Origin of the sequence: Pseudomonas sp., assembly GCF_035554175.1 — a bacterium.
GTDB lineage: Bacteria > Pseudomonadota > Gammaproteobacteria > Pseudomonadales > Pseudomonadaceae > Aquipseudomonas.
Genome location: NZ_DATMIV010000018.1, coordinates 1 through 22,006, shown reverse-complemented (window position 1 = coordinate 22,006; position 22,006 = coordinate 1). Strand labels below are relative to the sequence as shown.

Annotated in this window: 23 protein-coding genes; 12 read left to right on the top strand and 11 right to left on the bottom strand. The window is 58.9% G+C overall.

Going from position 1 to position 22,006, the window contains the following annotated elements; all coding sequences use genetic code 11:
- The first annotated feature begins 102 nt into the window (after positions 1 to 102).
- The 3 genes from rpe (at position 103) to trpE (ending at position 3,144) form a co-directional block, all read left to right on the top strand.
- Entirely contained in the window at positions 103 to 777 is a 675-nt protein-coding gene (gene rpe / locus VNV36_RS07360) for a ribulose-phosphate 3-epimerase (protein WP_325717190.1), read from the top strand.
- On the top strand, positions 774 to 1,592 hold the full coding sequence (locus VNV36_RS07355) for a phosphoglycolate phosphatase (protein ID WP_325717189.1): 819 nt from the start codon (positions 774 to 776) through the stop codon (positions 1,590 to 1,592). The genes rpe and VNV36_RS07355 overlap by 4 nt, the downstream gene beginning before the upstream one ends.
- Before the next feature lie 70 nt (positions 1,593 to 1,662).
- A complete protein-coding gene (trpE, locus tag VNV36_RS07350) occupies positions 1,663 to 3,144 on the top strand; it encodes an anthranilate synthase component I (RefSeq protein ID WP_325717188.1) in 1,482 nt (493 codons plus the stop codon).
- Between the two features lie 169 nt (positions 3,145 to 3,313).
- Here trpE and estP read toward each other — a convergent pair whose 3' ends face one another.
- On the bottom strand, positions 3,314 to 5,221 hold the full coding sequence (gene estP, locus VNV36_RS07345) for an esterase EstP (RefSeq protein WP_325717187.1): 1,908 nt from the start codon (positions 5,219 to 5,221) through the stop codon (positions 3,314 to 3,316).
- 407 nt (positions 5,222 to 5,628) lie between these two features.
- On the opposite strand from estP, the gene VNV36_RS07340 reads away from it, so the two are divergent.
- The 4 genes from VNV36_RS07340 (at position 5,629) to VNV36_RS07325 (ending at position 8,940) form a co-directional block, all read left to right on the top strand.
- Entirely contained in the window at positions 5,629 to 6,222 is a 594-nt protein-coding gene (locus VNV36_RS07340) for an aminodeoxychorismate/anthranilate synthase component II (protein ID WP_325717186.1), read from the top strand.
- A 9-nt stretch (positions 6,223 to 6,231) separates the two neighbouring features.
- Positions 6,232 to 7,281 (top strand): anthranilate phosphoribosyltransferase, encoded by a 1,050-nt coding sequence (gene trpD, locus VNV36_RS07335; RefSeq protein WP_325717185.1) that lies wholly within the window; start codon positions 6,232 to 6,234, stop codon positions 7,279 to 7,281.
- Positions 7,278 to 8,117, top strand: a complete 840-nt coding sequence (gene trpC / locus VNV36_RS07330; RefSeq protein WP_325717184.1) for an indole-3-glycerol phosphate synthase TrpC — start codon at positions 7,278 to 7,280, stop codon at positions 8,115 to 8,117. Before trpD ends, trpC begins: the two co-directional genes overlap by 4 nt.
- 124 nt (positions 8,118 to 8,241) lie before the next feature.
- On the top strand, positions 8,242 to 8,940 hold the full coding sequence (locus tag VNV36_RS07325; RefSeq protein WP_325717183.1) for a lipoate--protein ligase family protein: 699 nt from the start codon (positions 8,242 to 8,244) through the stop codon (positions 8,938 to 8,940).
- Here VNV36_RS07325 and crp read toward each other — a convergent pair.
- Entirely contained in the window at positions 8,937 to 9,581 is a 645-nt protein-coding gene (gene crp / locus VNV36_RS07320; protein ID WP_325717182.1) for a cAMP-activated global transcriptional regulator CRP, read from the bottom strand. The two genes, VNV36_RS07325 and crp, sit on opposite strands and share 4 nt — an antisense overlap.
- Before the next feature lie 235 nt (positions 9,582 to 9,816).
- Here crp and VNV36_RS07315 point away from each other — a divergent pair, with 235 nt between their 5' ends.
- Positions 9,817 to 10,239, top strand: coding sequence for an OsmC family protein (locus VNV36_RS07315; RefSeq protein ID WP_016772921.1), 423 nt, complete (start codon positions 9,817 to 9,819; stop codon positions 10,237 to 10,239).
- 237 nt (positions 10,240 to 10,476) lie between these two features.
- A complete protein-coding gene (gene speD, locus VNV36_RS07310; protein WP_024014530.1) occupies positions 10,477 to 11,271 on the top strand; it encodes an adenosylmethionine decarboxylase in 795 nt (264 codons plus the stop codon).
- Between the two features lie 119 nt (positions 11,272 to 11,390).
- Here the strand turns inward: speD and coq7 are convergent, their stop codons facing one another.
- From coq7 to hemJ, 6 genes are all read right to left on the bottom strand, one after another.
- A complete protein-coding gene (gene coq7, locus VNV36_RS07305; RefSeq protein ID WP_325717181.1) occupies positions 11,391 to 12,038 on the bottom strand; it encodes a 2-polyprenyl-3-methyl-6-methoxy-1,4-benzoquinone monooxygenase in 648 nt (215 codons plus the stop codon).
- A gap of 199 nt (positions 12,039 to 12,237) precedes the next feature.
- Positions 12,238 to 12,576: a histidine triad nucleotide-binding protein gene (locus VNV36_RS07300; protein ID WP_325717180.1), complete on the bottom strand. Its 339-nt coding sequence runs from the start codon at positions 12,574 to 12,576 to the stop codon at positions 12,238 to 12,240.
- 80 nt (positions 12,577 to 12,656) lie between these two features.
- Positions 12,657 to 13,445 carry an SDR family NAD(P)-dependent oxidoreductase gene (locus tag VNV36_RS07295; protein ID WP_325717179.1) on the bottom strand — a complete coding sequence of 263 codons (789 nt, stop codon included), beginning with the start codon at positions 13,443 to 13,445 and terminating at the stop codon, positions 12,657 to 12,659.
- A gap of 61 nt (positions 13,446 to 13,506) precedes the next feature.
- Positions 13,507 to 14,454, bottom strand: a complete 948-nt coding sequence (locus VNV36_RS07290) for a DUF805 domain-containing protein (protein WP_325717178.1) — start codon at positions 14,452 to 14,454, stop codon at positions 13,507 to 13,509.
- A gap of 74 nt (positions 14,455 to 14,528) precedes the next feature.
- Positions 14,529 to 15,497 carry an NAD(P)H-dependent flavin oxidoreductase gene (locus VNV36_RS07285; protein WP_325717177.1) on the bottom strand — a complete coding sequence of 323 codons (969 nt, stop codon included), beginning with the start codon at positions 15,495 to 15,497 and terminating at the stop codon, positions 14,529 to 14,531.
- 32 nt (positions 15,498 to 15,529) lie between these two features.
- The gene (hemJ, locus tag VNV36_RS07280; RefSeq protein WP_325717176.1) at positions 15,530 to 15,958 is read right to left on the bottom strand and encodes a protoporphyrinogen oxidase HemJ; all 429 of its coding nucleotides are present in this window, start codon (positions 15,956 to 15,958) and stop codon (positions 15,530 to 15,532) included.
- Positions 15,959 to 16,092: 134 nt separating this feature from the next.
- On the opposite strand from hemJ, the gene argC reads away from it, so the two are divergent.
- Together argC and erpA are read left to right on the top strand one after the other, a co-directional pair.
- A complete protein-coding gene (argC, locus tag VNV36_RS07275) occupies positions 16,093 to 17,127 on the top strand; it encodes an N-acetyl-gamma-glutamyl-phosphate reductase (protein WP_325717175.1) in 1,035 nt (344 codons plus the stop codon).
- 154 nt (positions 17,128 to 17,281) lie between these two features.
- Positions 17,282 to 17,632, top strand: a complete 351-nt coding sequence (erpA, locus tag VNV36_RS07270) for an iron-sulfur cluster insertion protein ErpA (RefSeq protein WP_007918905.1) — start codon at positions 17,282 to 17,284, stop codon at positions 17,630 to 17,632.
- Between the two features lie 70 nt (positions 17,633 to 17,702).
- Here the strand turns inward: erpA and VNV36_RS07265 are convergent, their stop codons facing one another.
- Together VNV36_RS07265 and VNV36_RS07260 are read right to left on the bottom strand one after the other, a co-directional pair.
- Positions 17,703 to 18,794, bottom strand: coding sequence for an anhydro-N-acetylmuramic acid kinase (locus tag VNV36_RS07265; protein ID WP_325717174.1), 1,092 nt, complete (start codon positions 18,792 to 18,794; stop codon positions 17,703 to 17,705).
- Between the two features lie 3 nt (positions 18,795 to 18,797).
- On the bottom strand, positions 18,798 to 20,222 hold the full coding sequence (locus VNV36_RS07260) for a peptidoglycan DD-metalloendopeptidase family protein (protein WP_325717351.1): 1,425 nt from the start codon (positions 20,220 to 20,222) through the stop codon (positions 18,798 to 18,800).
- Positions 20,223 to 20,434: 212 nt separating this feature from the next.
- Between VNV36_RS07260 and tyrS the strand changes: the two genes are divergently transcribed.
- Positions 20,435 to 21,634, top strand: a complete 1,200-nt coding sequence (gene tyrS, locus VNV36_RS07255) for a tyrosine--tRNA ligase (RefSeq protein WP_325717350.1) — start codon at positions 20,435 to 20,437, stop codon at positions 21,632 to 21,634.
- A gap of 122 nt (positions 21,635 to 21,756) precedes the next feature.
- On the opposite strand, the gene VNV36_RS07250 is transcribed toward tyrS, so the two are convergent.
- A partial coding sequence (locus VNV36_RS07250; protein ID WP_325717173.1) for a hypothetical protein occupies positions 21,757 to 22,006 on the bottom strand: 250 nt, incomplete at its 5' end.

The window sequence follows — 22,006 nt, the reverse complement described above, 5'->3', positions numbered from 1 at the left end:
CAGCGCTCATGGCATAACCCAATCATCGCGGTCCCGGTGCGTGCGCACAAACTTGAGGTATACAATGCGCGCCATCGTGATTTAGCTCAGAACAGGTGCGTCATGCAGCCCTTCGTAATTGCTCCGTCGATCCTCTCCGCTGACTTCGCCCGCCTTGGCGAGGAAGTGGACAACGTTCTCGCCGCTGGCGCCGACTTCGTTCATTTCGACGTCATGGACAACCACTATGTGCCCAACCTGACGATCGGCCCGATGGTCTGCGCGGCGCTGCGCAAGTACGGCATCACCGCGCCGATCGACGCGCACCTGATGGTCAGCCCGGTGGATCGCATCGTTGGCGACTTCATCGAAGCCGGCGCGACCTACATCACCTTTCACCCGGAAGCCACCCTGCATGTCGATCGCTCGCTGCAACTGATCCGCGAAGGCGGCTGCAAATCCGGCCTGGTGTTCAATCCGGCGACCCCGCTGGATGTGCTCAAGTACGTCATCGACAAAGTCGACATGGTTCTGCTGATGAGCGTCAACCCGGGCTTCGGCGGGCAGAAGTTCATCCCCGGCACCCTCGACAAACTGCGCGAAGCGCGGGCGATCATCGATGCCTCGGGCCGCGACATCCGTCTGGAAATCGACGGCGGTGTCAACCTCAACAACATCCGCGAAATCGCTGCCGCCGGCGCAGACACCTTTGTCGCCGGCTCAGCCATTTTCAACGCGCCGAACTATCAGGAAGTCATCGGCAAGATGCGTTCCGAACTGGCGCTGGCGCGCCCATGAGCGGTTTTGAGCAGCTGTTCCCGGGGCAACTGCCACGGTTGGTAATGTTCGATCTGGATGGCACGCTGATCGATTCGGTTCCCGACCTGGCAGCGGCGGTGGACACCATGCTGCTCTCCCTCGGCCGCCCGCCGGCGGGCATCGAAGCGGTGCGTGAATGGGTTGGCAACGGCGCCCCGGTGCTGGTTCGCCGGGCCTTGGCCGGTGGCATCGATCACGCGGCAGTGGATGATGCCGAAGCCGAGCGCGCGCTGGAGATTTTCATGGACGCCTACGGCGCCAGCCATGAGCTGACCGTGGTCTATCCCGGTGTTCGCGACACCCTCAAGTGGCTGCACAAGCAAGGCGTGGCCATGGCGCTGATTACCAACAAGCCGGAGCGCTTTGTCGCGCCGCTGCTCGATCAGATGAAGATCGGTCGCTACTTCAAGTGGATCATCGGCGGCGACACCCTGCCGCAGAAGAAACCTGACCCGGCGGCGCTGTTCTTCGTGATGAAAATGGCCAACATTCCGGCCTCGCAGTCGTTGTTCGTCGGCGACTCGCGCAGCGATGTGCAGGCGGCGAAAGCGGCGGGGGTCAAGTGTGTGGCGCTGAGCTATGGCTACAACCATGGCCGGCCGATTGCCGAGGAATCGCCGGCACTGGTGATCGACGATTTACGCAAACTAATTCCCGGTTGCCTGGATCTGGCCGGTGGGATAACGTTGCCCGACGCTGTTCAACCCCCTTCTGGAAACGCCATCGTGGTGGTCACCCGCAAACTCTGGATGAAAGTCATCAAGGCCCTGGCCCGCTGGCGTTGGCGCGCCTGACTGATTCTGGCCGGCCTGCCGGCGCGTTTGCCTGACTGACTGATTTGCACCTCACACCACGAGGCACCTTATGATCCGCGAAGAATTCCTGCGTCTGGCCGCTGACGGCTACAACCGCATCCCGCTGGCCTGCGAAACCCTGGCCGACTTCGACACGCCGCTGTCGATCTACCTGAAACTGGCCGACCAGCCCAACTCCTACCTGCTCGAATCCGTGCAGGGCGGCGAAAAATGGGGCCGTTATTCGATCATCGGCCTGCCGTGCCGCACGGTGCTGCGGGTGCACGACCATCACGTGAGTATTACCGTCGATGGCGTCGAAACCGAAAGCCACGACGTTGCAGACCCGCTGGCCTTCGTCGAAACCTTCAAGGCGCGCTACAACGTACCGACCATCGCCGGTCTGCCGCGTTTCAACGGTGGCCTGGTCGGTTATTTCGGCTACGACTGCGTGCGTTATGTCGAGAAGCGCCTGGGCAAGTGCCCGAACCCGGATCCACTGGGCGTGCCGGATATTCTGCTGATGGTCTCCGACGCCGTCGTGGTGTTCGACAACCTCGCCGGCAAGATGCACGCCATCGTGTTGGCCGATCCTGCGCAGGCGGACGCCTTCGAACAAGGTCAGGCGCAATTGCAGGGGCTGCTGGAGAAACTGCGTCAGCCGATTACCCCGCGCCGTGGCCTGGATTTCAGCAAGCAGCAATCGGCTGACCCGGTATTCCGTTCCAGTTTCACTCAGGACGATTACGAAAAAGCCGTCGACACCATCAAGCAATACATCCTCGCCGGTGACTGCATGCAAGTCGTGCCGTCGCAGCGCATGTCGATCGACTTCAAGGCTGCGCCGATCGATCTGTACCGCGCTCTGCGTTGCTTCAACCCGACGCCATACATGTACTTCTTCAACTTCGGCGATTTCCATGTCGTTGGCAGTTCGCCGGAAGTGCTGGTGCGCGTTGAAGACAACCTGATCACCGTGCGCCCGATCGCCGGCACTCGCCCACGCGGCGCGACCGAAGAAGCCGATGTGGCGCTGGAGCAGGACCTGCTTTCGGATGACAAAGAGATCGCCGAGCACCTGATGCTGATCGACCTGGGCCGCAACGATACCGGGCGCGTCTCGGAAATCGGTTCGGTGAAGCTCACCGAGAAAATGGTCATCGAGCGATATTCCAATGTGATGCACATCGTTTCCAACGTCACCGGCCAGTTGAAGTCGGGCCTGACCGCAATGGACGCACTGCGGGCGATTCTGCCGGCGGGCACTTTGTCCGGCGCGCCGAAAATTCGCGCGATGGAAATCATCGACGAACTCGAGCCGGTCAAGCGTGGCGTGTATGGCGGTGCGGTCGGTTACTTCGCCTGGAACGGCAACATGGACACCGCGATTGCCATTCGCACGGCGGTGATCAAGAACGGCGAGCTGCATGTGCAGGCCGGTGGCGGCATCGTCGCCGACTCGGTTCCGGCGCTGGAATGGGAAGAAACCCTGAACAAGCGCCGCGCCATGTTCCGCGCCGTGGCCCTGGCCGAGCAAACCCCGGACGCCTGACCCACGCCATTTCCCATGTGGGAGCGAGCCTGCTCGCGAAGAGGTGTGTCAGTCACCGTTGATGTTGGCTGACCCAGCGCTTTCGCGAGCAGGCTCGCTCCCACATTGGTTTTGTGTCGGGTTATAAACAAGCGGCGCCCTCAAAGGCGCCGCTTTTTTACATCTGCCATTAAAAATCCAGCACAACCCCGACATTCACTCCCTGCTGCTTGAAGTCATCATCCTTGCGCAACGTATAACCACCACGCAGCGCCAAGTCCGCCGTCAGCTTGTGGCTGACGCCCAGGCTCAAGCGGTTGAGGTGGCTCGCCGGTGTGTAGCCCTCAAGGGTGAAGTCATTGGCCGGAAGGGTGTTGAGGGCGATGTTGACCTTTTGCACGTCATCTTCGTACTCACGCTCGTGAGCGTATTCGCCATACACCTGGGTTTGCGCGGTGAAGTTGTACTTGCCTTGAATCCCCAGGCCCAAGCGTTTCGAATCGCGGCTCTGGTCATCGAAGGTCAGCGCGGTGGCGCGGTTGCTCTTTTCCGAGTAACCGTCGACATCGACACTGGCGTAGTCGGCGCTGACAAAGGGTGACAGGTGCCACTCGCTGCCTGGCTGCGCGATGTCATAACCAATGCGTGTGCTGAACGCCCACAGGCTGCCGTCGGTGTCGCCTTTCTCGGCGCCCTCGCTGGCGCCGAGGTCGAACTTGCGCTTGAGGTTGTCGTAGTCGAGCTTGCCGCCAGTCAGCGCGGCATCGGCCCACCAGCGATTCTGCTGGAACTGGGCGAACGCGGTGGCCATGTAGCTGTTGAGTTTATAGTCGGAATCGTTGTGGCCGGCTTCGAGATTCTGCCGGTACAACCCGGCGGCCACACCCACCCGCCAGGCCTCGTTCAGGCGATAGCTGCCGCCGACGTTGAGGTTGTAACCGCTGCCGTCGGCACTGGCGCCGCTGCTTTGGCTGTCGACATCCAGACGCTGACCGCCGGCCGAGACGAGGGCGCGCCATTGGCCGACTGCTTGCCAGTTTTCCCAATCCGCCTGCCACTGGTTACGCAATTCATCCTGATGCGCACGCACGGTGCCGTGAGCCATTTCCGGCAGCAGGCTCAACTCCCAAGGGGCCGCGAGCAGGGAATAGGCGTAATCGGCGATGAGTTTTTGCCCGGTTTCGGTCGGGTGCACGCCGTCGTTGTAAATCAGCTTGGTCGGATCCGGCGTGGCACTGTTGATCCCGTAGCGGGCGTTTTCCGGGCAACCGCTGCCGCTGAAACAGGTTGCGGTGAGATTCTGATCGGTGGCCAGGCCAAAACGCCCCGGGTCGGCAAACACTTCCGAGAGCAGCGCCGGAATGTTCAACGGAATGACTTCGGCGTTTATGCCTTGCAGGCGCGTCACCAACTGACTGTTGAACTGATTGGCAAGGGTACTGCTGAACGCCTGCAGCGGCGTGCCATTGAGGGCCGGGGTCAGGCCAACGTCGGGCAGCAGCCAGACCATCACGTATTTGGCGCCGGCGGTCTGCAGAGTCTGCACGCTGTCGGCCAGTCGATCGGCTGCGGCGTTGGCCTGGGGCAGGCTGAGAATGCGGCCCTGGAGGAAATCGTTGCCGCCACCGGAAATGTAATAAAGCGCATTCGGGTCGGCGCGAAAGCCGTTCGACGGCAGGTAACCGGCGCGGGTGCGTTCGCCGGTCGCCGATTGCGTGGTGATCGAGTCGAGAATCTGGTCGGTGCGATAGCCGCCGACCGCCCAGTTGTTGCCGTCGACCTGGCCGTTTTCCGCGCGTACCGCGGAACTGGAAGAGGCTGTCTGGTCGGGCGAAAAGCCCAGGCGGCCGCCAAGCAACTGCGTGGAATTCAACGAATAGACTTCGCCGCTGCCATCCTGGTAAACCGGCCCGGTGCGGTTGGTGTAACGCTCGGTGGAACCTGCCGGGCCGCCCGTGTCGGCGAAGGTGCCGGCGTCGTTGAGGCTGTCGCCGAACACGATGAAACTGGAATAAGGGTTGGGCGCTGCGTTGGCCTGGGCACAAGCCAGCGCGAGCAAGCAGCCGGCCAGCGGTACAAACAAAGTTTGTCTGATCATGAGCAAGTCCGTTTATTTATTGTTGTAGATGAACGAAACGACAGTACCAAAAACTTCCGGCGTTTTGCCATCGGTCGCGAATCCTTCTCCCGTTTCATAAGCCGCAGGCCCCGCCATATTGCACGCTCCGTCCAGCTAAGTTACTGTGCCGGAACGTATGAACGAGACCTTCCCCGTGTTGATCACCAGCAAACTTCTGGATCAAGTCATCAAGGCACACGCCCGCTGGCGTTGGCGCGCCTGAATCTTCTCTGCCGGCCCCGCCGGATCTGTATCGCTTTGCCTTCCTTGCCTGTTTGAAATGCCGCTGTGCTGGCGCCCTCTGCGCGTCCGACATCGTACAGCGCCCTGCGGGCAAGTCATCTGAAGGCTGTCATCAAGTCAGAATTCAAGAGGTTCGAAACGCCATGTTGCTGATGATCGACAACTACGACTCCTTTACCTACAACGTTGTGCAATACCTCGGCGAACTGGGTGCCGAGGTCAAAGTGGTGCGCAACGACGAGCTGACCATCGCCGAAATCGAAGCGCTGAATCCCGAACGCATCGTCGTTTCCCCTGGACCTTGCACGCCCACCGAGGCGGGCGTTTCCATCGATGCCATCAAGCACTTCGCCGGCAAACTGCCGATTCTTGGCGTCTGCCTCGGCCACCAGTCCATCGGCCAGGCCTTCGGCGGCGATGTGGTGCGTGCCCGCCAGGTCATGCACGGTAAGACTAGCCCGGTATTCCATGAGGACAAGGGCGTGTTTGCCGGCCTCAATCACCCGCTGACCGTCACTCGCTATCACTCGCTGATCGTCAAGCACGAGAGCCTGCCCGACTGCCTGGAACTGACGGCGTGGACGCAACACGACGACGGCTCGGTCGACGAAATCATGGGCCTGCGTCACAAGACCCTGAACATCGAGGGTGTACAGTTCCACCCCGAGTCGATCCTCACCGAGCAGGGGCATGAACTGTTGGCCAATTTCCTCAAACAAACCGGCGGTACGCGCTAAGGACTTCCCATGAATATCAAGACAGCCCTGAGCCGTATCGTCGATCACCTCGACCTCAGCACCGATGAAATGCGCGACGTGATGCGCGAGATCATGACAGGCCAATGCACCGAAGCGCAGATCGGCGCGTTCATGATGGCCATGCGCATGAAGAGCGAGAGCATCGACGAAATCGTCGGCGCCGTGTCGGTGATGCGTGAGCTGGCCGATCAGGTCGAACTGAAAACCCTCGACGGCGTGGTCGATGTGGTCGGCACCGGCGGTGACGGTGCGAACATCTTCAACGTTTCGACTGCTTCTTCTTTTGTTGTCGCCGCAGCCGGTTGCACCGTGGCCAAGCACGGCAACCGCGCGGTATCGGGCAAGAGTGGCAGCGCCGATCTGCTGGAAGCTGCCGGCATTTATCTGAACCTGACGCCGGTACAGGTTGCGCGCTGCATCGACAACGTCGGCATCGGTTTCATGTTCGCCCAGACTCACCACAAAGCGATGAAGTACGCCGCAGGCCCGCGCCGTGAACTCGGCCTGCGCACACTATTCAACATGCTCGGCCCGCTTACGAATCCGGCCGGTGTGAAACATCAGGTAGTCGGCGTGTTCACCCAAGCGCTGTGCCGGCCATTGGCCGAAGTCTTGCAGCGTCTGGGCAGCAAACATGTGCTGGTAGTGCACTCGAAGGACGGTCTGGACGAATTCAGCCTCGCCGCGCCGACGTTTGTCGCCGAGCTGAAAAACAACCAGATCACTGAGTATTGGGTCGAGCCGGAAGATCTGGGCATGAAGAGCCAGAGCCTGCACGGTCTGTCGGTCGAAGGCCCAGAGGCGTCGCTGGCGCTGATCCGCGATGCACTCGGCAAGCGCAAAACTGAAAACGGTCAGAAAGCTGCAGAGATGATTGTGCTCAATGCCGGTGCGGCGCTGTACGCCGCCGATCTGGCAAGCAGTCTGAAACAGGGTGTGGAGCTGGCGCACGACGCGCTGCACACTGGCCTCGCTCGGGAAAAGCTCGAGGAGCTGGGTGCCTTTACCGCGGTATTCAAAGTGGAGAATGAAGGATGAGTGTACCGACGGTTCTGGAAAACATTCTGGCGCGCAAGGTTGAGGAAGTCGCCGAGCGCAGCGCTCGGGTCAGCCTGAGCGAGCTGGAAAGTCTGGCCAAGGCGGCCGATGCACCCCGTGGTTTTGCCCAGGCATTGCTGGCGCAAGCGAAGAAGAAACAACCGGCAGTGATTGCCGAAATCAAGAAGGCCTCGCCGAGCAAAGGCGTGATCCGCGAAGACTTCGTGCCAGCCGACATCGCCAAAAGCTACGAGAAGGGCGGGGCAACCTGTCTGTCGGTGCTGACCGATATCGATTACTTCCAGGGCGCCGATGCCTACCTGCAACAAGCGCGCGCCGCCTGCAAGCTGCCGGTGATCCGCAAGGACTTCATGATCGATCCCTACCAGATCGTTGAAGCCCGCGCGCTTGGCGCCGATTGCGTGCTGTTGATCGTCTCCGCATTGGACGACGTGAAAATGGCCGAACTGGCCGCCGTGGCCAAAGGCGTCGGTCTCGATGTGTTGGTGGAAGTGCATGACGGCGACGAACTGGAGCGTGCGCTGAAAACCCTCGACACGCCGCTGGTCGGGGTCAACAACCGCAACCTGCACACATTTGACGTGAGCCTGGAAACCACCCTTGATCTTCTGCCACGCATTCCGCGCGATCGCCTGGTGATCACCGAGAGCGGCATCCTCAATCGTGCCGATGTTGAACTGATGGAAATCAGCGACGTGTATGCGTTTTTGGTCGGCGAAGCATTCATGCGCGCGGAAAACCCGGGCATTGAGTTGCAGCGCCTGTTCTTCCCTGAGCGTGGTGGTCCAGTAGTCAGCGGTTCGACCCTCGACTGACCGAGTCGCCCTCATTCGCGAGCAGGCTCGCTCCCACAGGGAAATGCATTCCAGTGTGGGAGCGAGCCTGCTCGCGAAGAGGCCCTAAATTCCGCTAAAGAGATTCAATCTGCCGGAGCCCCCCATGTCGCTGCCAACCCCGCTGACCATCGAATCCGGCCTGCAAGCCGAACAGGACTTGCTGGCCTCGGTCTGCGCTGGCGACGCCGAATTCGGCCTGCTGTTCTGGCAACCCACCGACCGCGCCTTGGTCATGCCGCGTCGCCTCAACCGACTTCCTGGATTCGAGCACGCCTGCGAAATCAGCGCTGCCGCTGGCTGGCCGGTGCTGCTGCGCGAAACTGGCGGTGAACCGGTGCCGCAATCGGCGTCGACTATCAACATCGCGCTGGTCTACGCGCCACCTCGCAGCGAAGGCGACCTTAACCGTATCGAAACCGGTTACCGCCGCCTGTGCGATCCGATCTGTCAGTTGCTCGATGAATTGGGCGGTACTTCGTCGGTGGGCGAAATCGACGGCGCCTTCTGCGATGGCCGCTTCAACGTCAATCTCGACGGTCGCAAAATGGTTGGCACCGCCCAGCGCTGGCGCCAGAGTCAGGGTGGGCAACGCCCGGTGGGCCTGGTGCACGGTGCGATGCTGATGGACGACGAACGTGAAGCGATGGTCGCAGCGGTCAATCGCTTCAATGAAGCCTGCGGCCTGGAGCAGCGGGTCAGGGCGCAAAGCCACATCGCCCTGCACGAGAAATTCAACGCGCCACAGGCATTGGCGCGTCTTGATGAATTGTTTCGTCTGATGCTGGCGCGGATCTACGTTTAGCGTGTCCCGAAGACCACCATGGTCTTGCCTTTCACATCGACCAGGTTGCGTTCTTCAAGATCCTTGAGTACGCGCCCGACCATCTCCCGCGAACAACCGACAATCCGACCGATTTCCTGACGGGTGACCTTGATCTGCATGCCGTCGGGGTGGGTCATGGCGTCCGGCTGTTTGCACAATTCCAGCAGGCAGCGAGCGACTCGACCGGTGACGTCGAAAAACGCCAGGTCGCCGACTTTGCGCGTGGTGTTGCGCAGGCGTTGTGCGATTTGTCCGCTGAGCGCGTAAAGAATGTCTGGATCGTGCTGCGACAGTTCGCGGAACTTGGCGTAACTGATTTCCGCCGTTTCACATTCGACCTTGGCCCGCACCCAGGCGCTGCGTTCCTGCTCCTGACCTGCTTGCTCGAACAGGCCCAGTTCGCCGAAGAAATCGCCAGCGTTGAGGTAGGCGATGATCATCTCGCGACCATCGTCGTCTTCGATGAGGATGGTGACCGAGCCCTTGATGATGAAGTAGAGCGTATCCGAGCGATCACCGGCGCAGATGATGTTGCTCTTGGCCGCATGACGCCGGCGCTGGCAATGCATCAACAGCTTGTCGATGTTCTTGATTTTGGGTGTGGGGGTAATAGCAACCATGGTTGTATCCCGAAAAGACTGCACGGTGATGTTTGAGTTTTTATGAGGCGCTGAAGGCGGTCGCTACACAGCTGACGAATGGGCGCCAGCGAATTGGCGCCAGCTTACCAGACACTTCGTCGAAAATTCGAGAAATTACCTACAGCCAAAAAGCATCCTTCCTAGGACGTCATTCCGGTCGGGGCAAACCGCTGTGCTAAGCTGGCGACCCTTTTTTTATAGTGGAGTCTGGGCGATGAAGGCACGCATCCAATGGGCTGGCGAAGCCATGTTCCTCGGCGAATCCGGCAGTGGTCACGTCGTGGTGATGGACGGTCCGCCCGACGCTGGTGGGCGTAATCTCGGGGTTCGCCCGATGGAAATGCTCCTGTTGGGTGTCGGCGGTTGCAGCAACTTCGACGTGGTCAGCATCCTGAAGAAGTCGCGTCAGGCCGTTGAAAGTTGTGAAGCCTTTCTCGACGCCGAGCGCGCCACTGAAGATCCGAAGGTGTTCACCAAGATCCACATGCACTTCGTGGTCAAGGGCCGAGGGCTGAAAGAAGCTCAGGTCAAGCGCGCCATTGAGCTGTCCGCCGAGAAGTATTGCTCGGCGTCGATCATGCTCGGCGCGGCCGGTGTAGCCATTACCCACGATTACGAAATCGTCGAACTCGGCTGATCCGACATTCAACTATCATAAAAGCAGTGCAGACTCTGGCGATCCCCCGCTGACGTCTGCATAATGCGCCACTTTTTTCAGGGCAGTGATCGGTCAGCCGACAGGTCATCCGCCTGAACAGATAACCAAAATCGCCATCGCGAAGAGGTGTTAACCGTCCTACGCAGGTGCGTTGTTCGCACTTGACGGGCATGCTTGATCACGCGGCCGCGCCGCATACATAGAGAGTTTTTAACGGTGAAAAGCAAACTCAAGCTCCACGGGTTCAATAACCTGACAAAGACCTTGAGCTTCAACATCTATGACATCTGCTACGCGGAAACCCCGCAAGACCAGCAGGCTTACGTCGAGTACATCAATCAAGAGTACAACGCGAAACGCCTGACGCAGATTCTCACAGAAGTTGTCGAGATCATTGGTGCCAACATCCTGAACATTGCCAGTCAGGACTATGAACCTCAGGGCGCCAGCGTCACGATTCTGATTTCGGAAGAGCCGGTGACCCCGACTGACAGCCAGATCGAAGAATCGCCGGGCCCATTGCCCGAAATTATCCTGGCCCACCTCGACAAGAGTCACATCACGGTGCACACCTATCCGGAGATCCATCCGGACGACGGTATTGCAACCTTCCGTGTAGATATCGACGTGTCGACCTGTGGTGTCATTTCACCGCTCAAAGCGCTCAATTTCCTCATCCACCAGTTCGATTCGGACATCGTCACCGTGGATTATCGTGTGCGCGGCTTCACCCGTGATGTTGAAGGCAACAAGCACTTCATCGACCACGAGATCAACTCGATCCAGAACTACCTTTCCGAAGACACTCGCGACGCGTATCAGATGACCGACGTCAACGTGTATCAGGAGAATCTGTTCCACACCAAAATGCTGCTGAAGAACTTCGAACTGGATAATTACCTGTTCGGCGACGCCACCAGCAACCTCTCGCCCGAGCAGCGTGCCCAGGTGACGGACCGTGTGAAACACGAAATGCTGGAAATCTTCTACGCGCGCAACATGCCCACGTAAGATTCCCGGACACAAAAAAAGGCGACTCCGTCACGGCAGTCGCCTTTTTCATGCTCGGAACACTGCCACCTGTGGGAGCGAGCCTGCTCGCGAAGAGGCCTTCTGCAGCGATACTGATTTCAGATCCTGTAGGTACTCTTGGTCATCACCTTCGCCAACAAACTCATCCCGAACTTCACTGGCGCCGGAAAACGAAAGCCGCCCGCATCCAGCGCACTTTGCGCATGATGTTCTTCATCGGCGCGCATCTGCTCCAGAATCGCCCGGGACTTCTCGTCCTCCACCGGCAATTGTTCCAGATGCTCATTCAAATGCTTGCAGACCTGATGCTCGGTCGCCGCGACAAACCCGAGGCTGACCTTGTCACTGATCAATCCGGCCACTGCGCCAATGCCGAATGACATGCCATAGAACAGCGGATTCAAGATGCTGGTATGGCTGCCCAACTGATGGATTCGCTGCTCGCACCAGACCAGATGATCGATTTCTTCCTCTGCCGCATGCTCCATGGCCTCGCGTACCTGCGGCAGCTTGGCGGTCAGCGCCTGGCCCTGATACAGCGCCTGGGCGCAGACTTCACCGGTATGGTTGATACGCATCAGGCCAGCGACGTGGCGGGTGTCTTCATCGCTCATTTGCCTATCCGCTTGCAGAAGCGCCGGTGATGGACGGTAGGGTTGGCCGCTGAAAGGCAACAGGGTCCGCATCGCGGCATCGGCTTGCAGCAGCAGACGGTCAATGGGCGAGTAGTGACGTTGGGTAGTCATGCTGACCTCCAGAAGAATCTCGGCGGCCAGTTTAACCGAATCGGCCGGCGAAGGTTTGCGCTGGGTCATTGGCCGCAGTGTCGCGGTTCATTCGCCTCATTTAGGAGCTGCCGAAGGCTGCGATCTTTTGATTTTGCTGTGGTTTTTTAAGATCAAAAGATCGCAGCCTTCGGCAGCTCCTACACACAGGCGGTGAGTTTCAGCCCGGCGGCCAGTTCATCTGACGCTGACCCAGCACATGCATATGAATGTGATAGACAGTCTGCCCGCCGAGTTCATTGCAGTTCATCACCACGCGAAAGCCTTCCTCGCAGCCCAGTTGCAGCGCAAGACGCTGTGCGGTGAACAGGATATGTCCGGCCAGCGCCTTGTCATCTTCGGTCAGGTCATTGAGCGTGCGCACCGGTTTCTTCGGGATTACCAGAAAGTGCACCGGAGCCTGCGGGGCGATGTCGTGGAAGGCCAGAACCTGGTCGTCCTCGTAGATGATGTTGGCCGGGATTTCCCGGTTGATGATCTTGGTGAACAGAGTATCCACTGCTGTTTTCTCCGTTATTAGGGCTGGTCTGAGTGTAATCACGAGCAAAGATCCCCGCCCAATGATTTTTGTAGGTCGTTTCAGCGCGGGCAGTAGGCCTTGTTAACCATGCCTGCGATCGTGCGGTTGAGCCAGCGCGGCCCCAGTCGCGGCAGGAACGCCAGCCAGCGGTTGCGGCGTCCCGGAATGATGATCGCACGGTTTTTATCCAGAGCGCGTACGGCGTGCAGCGCCACTTCTTCCGGGCTCATCAGCGAATGGCTGCTTTCGATCTTTTCGCTGTTCATTTGCGCCGTACGGAAAAAAGGTGTGCGCGTCGGTCCAGGGCACAGTACCGAGACTTTTACGCCGCTTTGTTTGAGTTCAACGCGCAGGGCTTCGGAAAAATGCAGCACATAGGCTTTGCTGGCGTAGTAGGTGCTCATCCACGGGCCGGGACTGTAGGCGGCCACCGAAGCGACGTTCAAAATCTGCCCGCCGCCCAAGAGCGCCATGTTGTTGCCCACCGCATGGCAAAGGCGGGTGAGGGCGAGGATGTTGACCTCGATCAGATCCTGCTCGGTCATCCAGTCCTGGGCGAGGAAAGGGCCGCAAGTGCCCATGCCAGCGCAATTGACCAGCAGGTCGATCTGCCGGTCTCCTTCTTCCAGCTCCAGCAAAAAGCCGGACAGACGCAAAGGTTCACCGAGGTCACAGGCGCGAAACAACACTTCGACATCGAAGCGCTGGGTCAGCTCGATGGCAATACTTTCCAGCTGATCACGCTGTCGTGCCACCAGAATCAGGCTGCGGCCGCGCCGGGCCAGCGCTTCGGCCATGGCCAGGCCGATGCCGCTGGAAGCGCCAGTGATCAGAGCGTAACGGGTCATGCAGTTCTCCATCGCAACAGCTCCGCGCCGGCGACGCGGTTGTCACTGCGGGGAGCGCTGTTCATTCTTTTGCAGAGTCTACAGGGGCCTGCTCAGGTTCGGCTGCCTCGTCAGCGGAAATCGCTGGCGGCTCGACGGCCTCAACTTCATCGGTGGTCACCGAACCGCTGTCGTAACTACTTTCCAGATTGCTTTCGTATTCCTCCTGTACAGCCGAGAAACCGCCGAGTATCCCGCCAGTAAAAATCAGCGCGAAGAACACGATCCACAATGAGCACAGCACTTTGACCGCCGTGCTGTTCGGCGGAGGCGGCGGGCCGTAACGGTTGGCGCCGGTATTGCCGGGGACGACCATCATCACCAGCGGGAAGAAGCTGCCCACGACGGGCACCAGATTCAACAACCACAGCCAGCCCGACCAGCCGATATCGTGCAGACGCTGAACGCTGAACAGGATGCTGACGATCATGAAGCCAATGAACAGGAAGAAAGCCAGAATCCCGCCGATGATCAGGCCCGTGGTGGAGTCGCCGCTGACCAGTCCCAAAGCGAACAAGGCGAACACGCCAACGATGGGCAGGGTCACCAGACTCAAGACCATGGTCCACGCCAGAAAGCGCAGGCGACCGATTCGGCCTTCGACACTGAATGGCTTGAGTGTGGCAAACGGCGGCAGGTTCTCTCCGACGTTCGCGCGAGGCGGGGCGTAGGGCGAGTCCGGTTCGGCTACAGCTGCAGGGTTGTCATGAACCTCCGCGAGATTCAGCTCAATGGCAGGTTCCGCTTCGATCCGCGCATCGATCCCGGTTTTGCTCAACGCCTGGAAATACGTCTGGGCATCGTTGTGGGACAAATCCCGTTTGAGGGCGACGGCGCGGCCATTGAACAGGCGCTCGATGGCGGCTATGTCGCTTTTGAACAGGTCCGCCAGATTCAGTTTGGCGGTAGTGGGGTCGACGCCGGGCTGGAGGGCGCCGTCGAAGACGATCTTGTAACGGGGTTCGCTCATTTGCGGGGCATCCTTGTCGCGATTGATTTGCAGGTGTTCAGTGTACGGCCAGGCTGTTTCCAGCTGGCATGTTTTCAGCGTGGCCAGCGTTGCGGCAACTGTGCGGCGCGCACTTGGGCCTGACGATATTCGGCGTCCAGTCGCGCGATCAGCTGATCCACGCTCGGCAGGTCATCAATCTGCCCGACACCCTGGCCGGCCGACCACACGGTCTTCCAGGCTTTGGCTTCGTCGTTGATCGGTTTGAGTTTGTCGCCGAAGTTCACCTCACCCTTGCCTTGAAGTGCTGCCGTGTCGAAACCGGCCGCCTCCAGACTCTGGCGCATGAAACTGGCCGGCACTCCCGACACCGCTGGAGTATGAATGATGTCGCAAGCCTTGGCTGTCAGCAGCATGTCCTTGTAGGCGTCAGGCGCGTGACTTTCGGTGGTTCCGATAAATCGCGTCCCGAAGTAGGCCAAATCCGCGCCAAGCAGTTGGGCGGCGAGAATCTCGTGGCCGTGGTTCAAACATCCTGCAAGCAACAGCGTCTTGTCGAAGAACTGGCGAATCTCGGCGATCAAGGCAAACGGACTCCAGGTGCCCGCGTGCCCGCCGGCACCGGCCGCGACGGCGATGAGGCCATCGACGCCGGCTTCAGCGGCTTTCTCGGCGTGACGTCGCGTGGTGACGTCGTGAAAAACCAGACCACCATAGCTGTGCACCGCGTCGACCAGTTCCTTCACCGCGCCGAGGCTGGTGATAACTATCGGTACTTTGTGCTCGACGCATATGTCCAGATCCGCCTGCAGGCGCGGGTTGCTGTGGTGAACGATCAGGTTCACCGCATAAGGGGCAGGATTTTGCAGTGTCGCGAGGCCTGCTTCGATCTGTTCCAGCCAGGCCTTGAACCCACTGCTTTCGCGTTGGTTCAGCGCTGGAAAGCTGCCCACCACGCCGTTGCGGCAGCAGGCAAGCACCAGTTCAGGATTGGAGATCAGGAACATCGGCGCCGCTACCACGGGCAGACGCAGATGTTGTTCGAGCAGAGCGGGCAGCGACATGATGAACACCCCAGGATTTGTACTGAATGAAGTTAGAACGGCTTGACCACGACCAGAATTACAATAGCCAGCAATATCAGAACCGGCACTTCATTGAACCAGCGATAAAAGACATGGCTGCGTTTGTTTTCGCCACGGGCGAAGCGTTTTACCTGCGCGCCGCACATGTGGTGGTAACCGATCAGCAACACGACCAGTGTCAGTTTCGCGTGTATCCAGCCGCCCTGGCTGAAAAGGCTCGGATTCAGGTAGATCAGCCAGCCACCGAAGATCAGCGTGGCGATCATCGCCGGGCCCATGATGCCGCGATACAGTTTGCGCTCCATGACGCTGAAGCGTTCTTTGCTGATCGTGTCGGCGCTTTGCGCGTGGTAAACGAACAGGCGCGGCAAGTAGAACAGTCCGGCAAACCAGCAGACAACGCTGACAATGTGGAACGCTTTGAGCCATAGATAGAGCATTTTTGGTTATTCCCTCATTCACGGTAGCCAGATAGTAGAGGCTTGAGCGTCCGCACGTCACCTTGGCGGTTGTCGCAGGCGCGCGCGGCCCCTATTATCGACGGCTTTCCAGTGGGTTCGTTGAGGGCAGGTTTATGGTCAAGGTCGGTATTGTCGGCGGCACGGGTTACACCGGTGTCGAACTGCTGCGTCTGCTGGCACAGCATCCGCAGGCAGAAGTGGTCGTCATCACTTCCCGATCCGAGGCCGGTCTGGCCGTGGCCGACATGTACCCGAATCTGCGCGGCCACTACGACGGTCTGGCGTTCAGCGTGCCGGACGTGAAAACCCTCGGCGCTTGCGATGTGGTGTTTTTCGCCACGCCGCATGGTGTGGCTCACGCACTGGCAGGCGAGTTGCTCGCAGCTGGCACCAGAGTCATCGACCTGTCGGCCGACTTCCGTTTGCAGGACGCTGAAGAATGGGCCAAGTGGTACGGCCAGCCGCACGGTGCGCCGCAACTGTTGGACGAAGCCGTTTATGGTCTGCCGGAAGTCAATCGCGAGCAGATCAGGAAAGCGCGTCTGATCGCGGTGCCGGGCTGCTATCCAACAGCTACGCAACTGGGTTTCCTGCCGTTGCTGGAAGCGGGTCTGGCGGATGCTTCGCGTTTGATCGCCGACTGCAAATCCGGCGTCAGCGGTGCCGGTCGCGGTGCGGCTGTAGGTTCTCTGTATTCCGAAACCTCGGAAAGCATGAAGGCCTATGCGGTAAAAGGTCATCGTCATTTGCCGGAAATTCGCCAAGGCTTGCGTCGCGCAGCTGGCAAGGAAGTCGGCCTGACCTTCGTGCCGCACCTGACGCCGATGATTCGCGGTATCCACTCAACGCTCTACGCGACGGTGGTCGATCGCTCAGTGGATCTGCAGACGCTGTTCGAAAAGCGTTATGCCAACGAGCCGTTCGTCGATGTCATGCCAGCCGGCAGTCATCCGGAAACCCGTAGCGTGCGTGGTGCCAACGTCTGTCGTATCGCCGTGCATCGTCCGCAGGATGGCGATCTGGTGGTGGTGCTTTCGGTGATCGACAACCTGGTCAAGGGCGCCTCGGGCCAAGCGGTGCAGAACATGAACATTCTGTTCGGCCTGGACGAGCGCTTCGGTCTGTCCCACGCCGGCATGCTTCCTTGAAAGCAGCCACACGCTAAAAGTTGCCAGCTGCAAGCTTGAAGCTCACCGCTTGAAGCTTGCCGCTGCTCCTCTAATAGTTGACCAATTTTCTAGGACAAGCGGATAATGCGCGTCATCACGCATTATGGCGGCGTAACGCCGGGAGATAGTCAGCATGAGCGTCGAATCCTTCACCCCCACGGCTTTGCAATTCACTCAAGGTGCTGCGCACAAGGTGAAGAGCCTGGTCGATGAAGAGGGGAATGATCGCTTGAAGCTGCGCGTATTCGTTACGGGCGGCGGTTGTTCAGGGTTTCAATACGGTTTCACCTTCGATGAAGACGTGGCCGATGACGACACCATTGTTGAGCGCGAAGGCGTGAGCCTGGTGGTCGATCCGATGAGCTTTCAATACCTGGCCGGTGCCGAGGTGGATTATCAGGAAGGTCTGGAAGGTTCGCGCTTCGTGATCAAGAACCCGAACGCCACAACGACATGTGGTTGCGGATCCTCGTTCTCGATCTGATCGCACTTCACTGCACACAACAAAACGCCGCAGAGCTCTTTCGGTTCTGCGGCGTTTTTGTGTGTGCAGATTATGCCGGGTAGATGGAGCCGAGTACGCGCAGACCCCGCGCGCCAGTCACGCTTGGCCGGTTGGCTGCGATTCCTTCGAGGCAGCAATGGGCCAGCCAGGCGAAGGCCATGGCTTCAACCCAGTCAGGGTCAACGCCGCGGGCGGCAGTGCTGGCAACCTTAGTATCGGGCAGTAGTTGCGCCAAGCGCGTCATCAATGTGGCGTTATGCGCGCCGCCGCCACAGACCAGCAGTTCCTGTGTGTCCGTTTGAGCACTTTGCAGCGAATCGGCGATGGTCTGCGCCGTCAGTTCGAGCAGCGTGGCCTGAACGTCTTCGGCGGCGAAGGTCGGCACGCGCGAGAGATGCTGTTCCAGCCAAGGCAAATTGAAGACCTCACGGCCGGTACTCTTCGGGCCTTTGGTAACGAAGAACGGGTCGCTGAGCAGTGCCTTGAGCAGGATCGGTTGAACCGTGCCGGTCGCAGCCCATTGGCCGTCCCGATCATAGTTCTCGCCACGTTGCCGGTGAATCCAGGCGTCCATCAGAACATTCCCCGGGCCACAGTCGAAACCGGCTACAGGTTTGTTCGGCTCAATCAGGCTGAGATTGCTGAATCCGCCGACATTCAAGACCGCCTGGTTGCCGCTACGCTCTTCAAACAAGGCCTCATGGAAGGCTGGCACCAGCGGCGCACCCTGGCCGCCGGCAGCGACATCGCGGCTGCGGAAGTCACTGACAACGGTGATGCCGGTCAGCTCAGTCAGCAGCGCTGGATTGCCAATCTGCACGGTGAAGCCGCGTGCCGGTTCATGGCGGATGGTCTGGCCGTGGCTGCCAATGGCGCGGATGGCCTCGGGTGGGAGCTGTTGTTGAGCGAGGAGGGCGTGAATACCTGAAGCAGCAAGTTCGACCCAGTGTTGCTGGGCAATCGCCGAGCGGGCGATCTCGTCGGGGCCGCTGGCGCACAAGCCAAGCAGCTCGGCGCGCAGGGAGTCAGGCATCGGCAGGTAGTGGGTAGCGATCAGTCTGATCGCCGAGGTCTGCTCGATCAGGGCGATGTCCAGCCCGTCGAGACTGGTTCCGGACATCACGCCGATATACAGGGCCATGACTCAGCGCTTGCTCGAAGCCAGCATGGTGGCCTTCTCTTGATCCATACGCGCCATCAACGGCTGGCTCTGCGCGAGGAAGCGGGCCCGTTCGGACTTGGCGATCGGGTCAGCCATCGGCAGCTTCTGGCCGAGAGGATCGACATGAACGCCATTGACCTGGAACTCGTAATGCAAGTGCGGGCCGGTGGACAGACCTGTGGTACCGATATAGCCAATCACTTGGCCCTGTTTGACAGTGCCACCGGTTTTCACGCCTTTGGCGAAACCCTGCATGTGGCCGTAGAGCGTACGGTAAGTGTTGCCGTGCTGAATGATCACAGTATTACCGTAGCCACCGCGTCGACCGGCCAACAATACTTTGCCATCACCTGCAGCCTTGATGGGCGTGCCACGTGGCGCCGCGTAGTCCACGCCTTTGTGGGCGCGGATCTTATTGAGAATCGGGTGTTTGCGGCCCATGGAGAACTTCGAACTGATGCGGGCGAAGTCAACCGGCGTACGGATGAAAGCCTTGCGCATGCTGTTGCCATCGGCGGTGTAGTAACTGCTGTTGCCCTGCTTGTTGGTGTAGCGAACGGCGGTGTAAGTCTTGCCGCGGTTGGTAAAGCGCGCGGACAGGATCGGGCCGGTGCCCACAGCCTTGCCGTTGATGACTTTCTGCTCGTAGATCACATCGAATTCGTCACCTTGACGAATGTCCTGCGCGAAATCGACGTCGTAACCGAATACGCTGGCCATATCCATGGTCAGGCTGTGAGAAAGGCCGGCGCGTGCAGCGGATTGCGATAGCGAGCTATTGATAACGCCGTGTACGTAGGCAGTGCGAACAGTGGGCCTGGCGGTGACGCGGTTGAATGAAAAGCCCTTGTCGTTCTTGGTCAGGGTGATGGTTTCAGCATCGCTGACCTTGCTATGCAGGCTGGTCAACTGGCCTTCCGGGCTCAGTTCGAATTCGAGTTTCTGGCCGCGCTTGAGCTGGCTGAACTGTTTGGCTTGCTTGTCACTTGCCAGCACTTCATGCACGGATGCCGCCGGCAGACCTACCTTTTCAAACAGGGTCGACAGCGTATCGCCTTTGGAGACTATCACTTCGCGATGGCCGGGCTCTTTCGGCTTTTCTGCCGGAGCAGCAGGAGCCGGCGCGGCCTCAGCCGTCTGAGGCTCAGCTTCGTCAGTGTTTTCGATTTGTGCGAACGGTGAGGCTGCGGGCTCGTTTGTGGCTTGAGCTGCTTCAGCAGCGTCTTGATCTTGTGTCAGTTGTTCAGCAGGACTTTCCAGTTCAAGACTCAGAGTCGTCTTTTTGGCTTCAACATCGCTGGAGGGAAATACCAGCAACGCCAGACTGAGAAGGGCGGCGATTCCACTTGCGGCGAGCAGGTGGGTCTTCGGGTAAAGCGGGGGCGCTTTAGACGGTTCTGTGGTCATAGGTAATTTTTGACTTTGAAATAGATGAATTGGAAAAGATGAATGACATGATGAAGATGAAATAACTGTATAAAATATAACCAAATCATCTCTGAAGCAAGTCCACAGACCTCGGGCCTGTGGATTGCTGTCCGTGCGCCGGGCAAAACTTGTAATTGGTGCGCGTTCTTGTATGGTTGGTTCCCTTTGAATCTGAGCCTTGCGGGTCTGTTATGAAGTCGGTTGAAGAGCAGCTAGCGCTGATTAAACGTGGTGCGGAAGAACTGTTGGTCGAGTCCGAGCTGGTCGAGAAGCTCAAACGCGGCCAACCGCTGCGTATCAAGGCTGGTTTCGACCCTACCGCTCCGGATCTGCATCTGGGTCATACCGTGCTTATTAATAAGCTGCGTCAGTTCCAAGAGCTGGGGCATCAGGTGATCTTCCTTATCGGCGACTTCACCGGCATGATCGGCGACCCGAGTGGCAAGAGCGCAACGCGCCCGCCGCTGACGCGCGAACAGGTCCTCGAGAACGCCGAAACCTACAAGACTCAGGTTTTCAAAATTCTTGATCCGGCGAAAACCGAAGTGGCCTTCAACTCCACCTGGATGGACAAGATGGGTCCGGCGGATTTCATTCGTCTGACTTCGCAATACACCGTCGCCCGCATGCTTGAGCGCGATGACTTCGACAAGCGCTACACCACCAATCAGCCAATCGCTATTCACGAGTTCCTCTATCCGCTGGTGCAGGGCTACGATTCGGTCGCACTGCGCGCGGATGTCGAGCTGGGTGGTACCGATCAGAAATTCAACTTGTTGATGGGGCGCGAGTTGCAGCGCGGTTATGGACAGGAGGCTCAGTGCATTCTGACCATGCCTTTGCTGGAAGGTCTGGATGGCGTTAAGAAGATGTCCAAGTCGTTGGGCAACTACGTCGGTATTCAGGAAGCACCGGGCGTCATGTACAGCAAGCTGGTTTCCATCCCGGATGCGCTGATGTGGCGGTACTTCGAATTGCTCAGCTTCCGTTCCATGGATGAAATAAACGCATTCCGGGCTGATGTTGAGGCGGGTGCGAATCCGCGTGACATCAAGATCAAGCTGGCTGAAGAGATCGTTGCGCGTTTCCATGGTGAAGAGGCGGCTGCAAATGCTCACCGTGGCGCTGGCAACCGCATGAAGGATGGCGAGCTGCCAGATGATTTGCCAGAAATTGAGCTGGCTTCGGTTGAAGACATGCCTATTGCTGCCGTCCTTAATAAGGCTGGTCTGGTAAAGAACTCGGCAGCGGCGCGCGATCTGTTGGCGGCGGGAGGCGTGCGTGTTGATGGTGAAGTGGTTGATCGCTCCTTTATATACGTACTGGGCGCGACTCATGTTTGCCAGGCCGGCAAGAAGGCGTTTGCGCGTATTACGCTGAAAACTGAATAAAGTTGGGAATAGGGGTTGACGGCGAATCTTAGAGGTCTATAATTCGCCCCACTTCCGGCGCAGTCGAAACGGAAAATTCCTTGAGATTCAAAGAGTTAAGCGATTTTCGACAGCGACTTGCTTCAGATCATCGAAGCCTGGAAGAAGTTGAAAGAGCGGTGATGTGTTGCTCTTTTAACGGTTCGATCCTCTCGGTCGAAAGCGGAGAAAAAGAGGTGTTGACAGCAGCGTTTAACGCTGTAGAATTCGCCTCCCGCTAACGAGAGATCGGAAGCGCAAGTGGTTGAAGTTGTTGAAGAATTCTTCGAAAACTTCTGAAAATAATCACTTGACAGCAAATGAGGCTGCTGTAGAATGCGCGCCTCGGTTGAG

Bases quoted from the DNA above. Each gene is read 5' to 3' on its own strand.
- VNV36_RS07315 (WP_016772921.1), top strand. From the start codon at position 9,817: ATGAAGGCACGCATCCAATGGGCTGGCGAAGCCATGTTCCTCGGCGAA.
- hemJ (WP_325717176.1), bottom strand. From the start codon at position 15,958: ATGCTCTATCTATGGCTCAAAGCGTTCCACATTGTCAGCGTTGTCTGC.
- crp (WP_325717182.1), bottom strand. From the start codon at position 9,581: ATGGTTGCTATTACCCCCACACCCAAAATCAAGAACATCGACAAGCTG.
- argC (WP_325717175.1), top strand. From the start codon at position 16,093: ATGGTCAAGGTCGGTATTGTCGGCGGCACGGGTTACACCGGTGTCGAA.
- VNV36_RS07295 (WP_325717179.1), bottom strand. From the start codon at position 13,445: ATGACCCGTTACGCTCTGATCACTGGCGCTTCCAGCGGCATCGGCCTG.
- VNV36_RS07290 (WP_325717178.1), bottom strand. From the start codon at position 14,454: ATGAGCGAACCCCGTTACAAGATCGTCTTCGACGGCGCCCTCCAGCCC.
- VNV36_RS07260 (WP_325717351.1), bottom strand. From the start codon at position 20,222: ATGACCACAGAACCGTCTAAAGCGCCCCCGCTTTACCCGAAGACCCAC.
- VNV36_RS07285 (WP_325717177.1), bottom strand. From the start codon at position 15,497: ATGTCGCTGCCCGCTCTGCTCGAACAACATCTGCGTCTGCCCGTGGTA.
- VNV36_RS07355 (WP_325717189.1), top strand. From the start codon at position 774: ATGAGCGGTTTTGAGCAGCTGTTCCCGGGGCAACTGCCACGGTTGGTA.
- estP (WP_325717187.1), bottom strand. From the start codon at position 5,221: ATGATCAGACAAACTTTGTTTGTACCGCTGGCCGGCTGCTTGCTCGCG.
- erpA (WP_007918905.1), top strand. From the start codon at position 17,282: ATGAGCGTCGAATCCTTCACCCCCACGGCTTTGCAATTCACTCAAGGT.
- trpE (WP_325717188.1), top strand. From the start codon at position 1,663: ATGATCCGCGAAGAATTCCTGCGTCTGGCCGCTGACGGCTACAACCGC.
- tyrS (WP_325717350.1), top strand. From the start codon at position 20,435: ATGAAGTCGGTTGAAGAGCAGCTAGCGCTGATTAAACGTGGTGCGGAA.
- VNV36_RS07325 (WP_325717183.1), top strand. From the start codon at position 8,242: ATGTCGCTGCCAACCCCGCTGACCATCGAATCCGGCCTGCAAGCCGAA.
- trpC (WP_325717184.1), top strand. From the start codon at position 7,278: ATGAGTGTACCGACGGTTCTGGAAAACATTCTGGCGCGCAAGGTTGAG.
- VNV36_RS07265 (WP_325717174.1), bottom strand. From the start codon at position 18,794: ATGGCCCTGTATATCGGCGTGATGTCCGGAACCAGTCTCGACGGGCTG.
- trpD (WP_325717185.1), top strand. From the start codon at position 6,232: ATGAATATCAAGACAGCCCTGAGCCGTATCGTCGATCACCTCGACCTC.
- coq7 (WP_325717181.1), bottom strand. From the start codon at position 12,038: ATGACTACCCAACGTCACTACTCGCCCATTGACCGTCTGCTGCTGCAA.
- rpe (WP_325717190.1), top strand. From the start codon at position 103: ATGCAGCCCTTCGTAATTGCTCCGTCGATCCTCTCCGCTGACTTCGCC.
- VNV36_RS07340 (WP_325717186.1), top strand. From the start codon at position 5,629: ATGTTGCTGATGATCGACAACTACGACTCCTTTACCTACAACGTTGTG.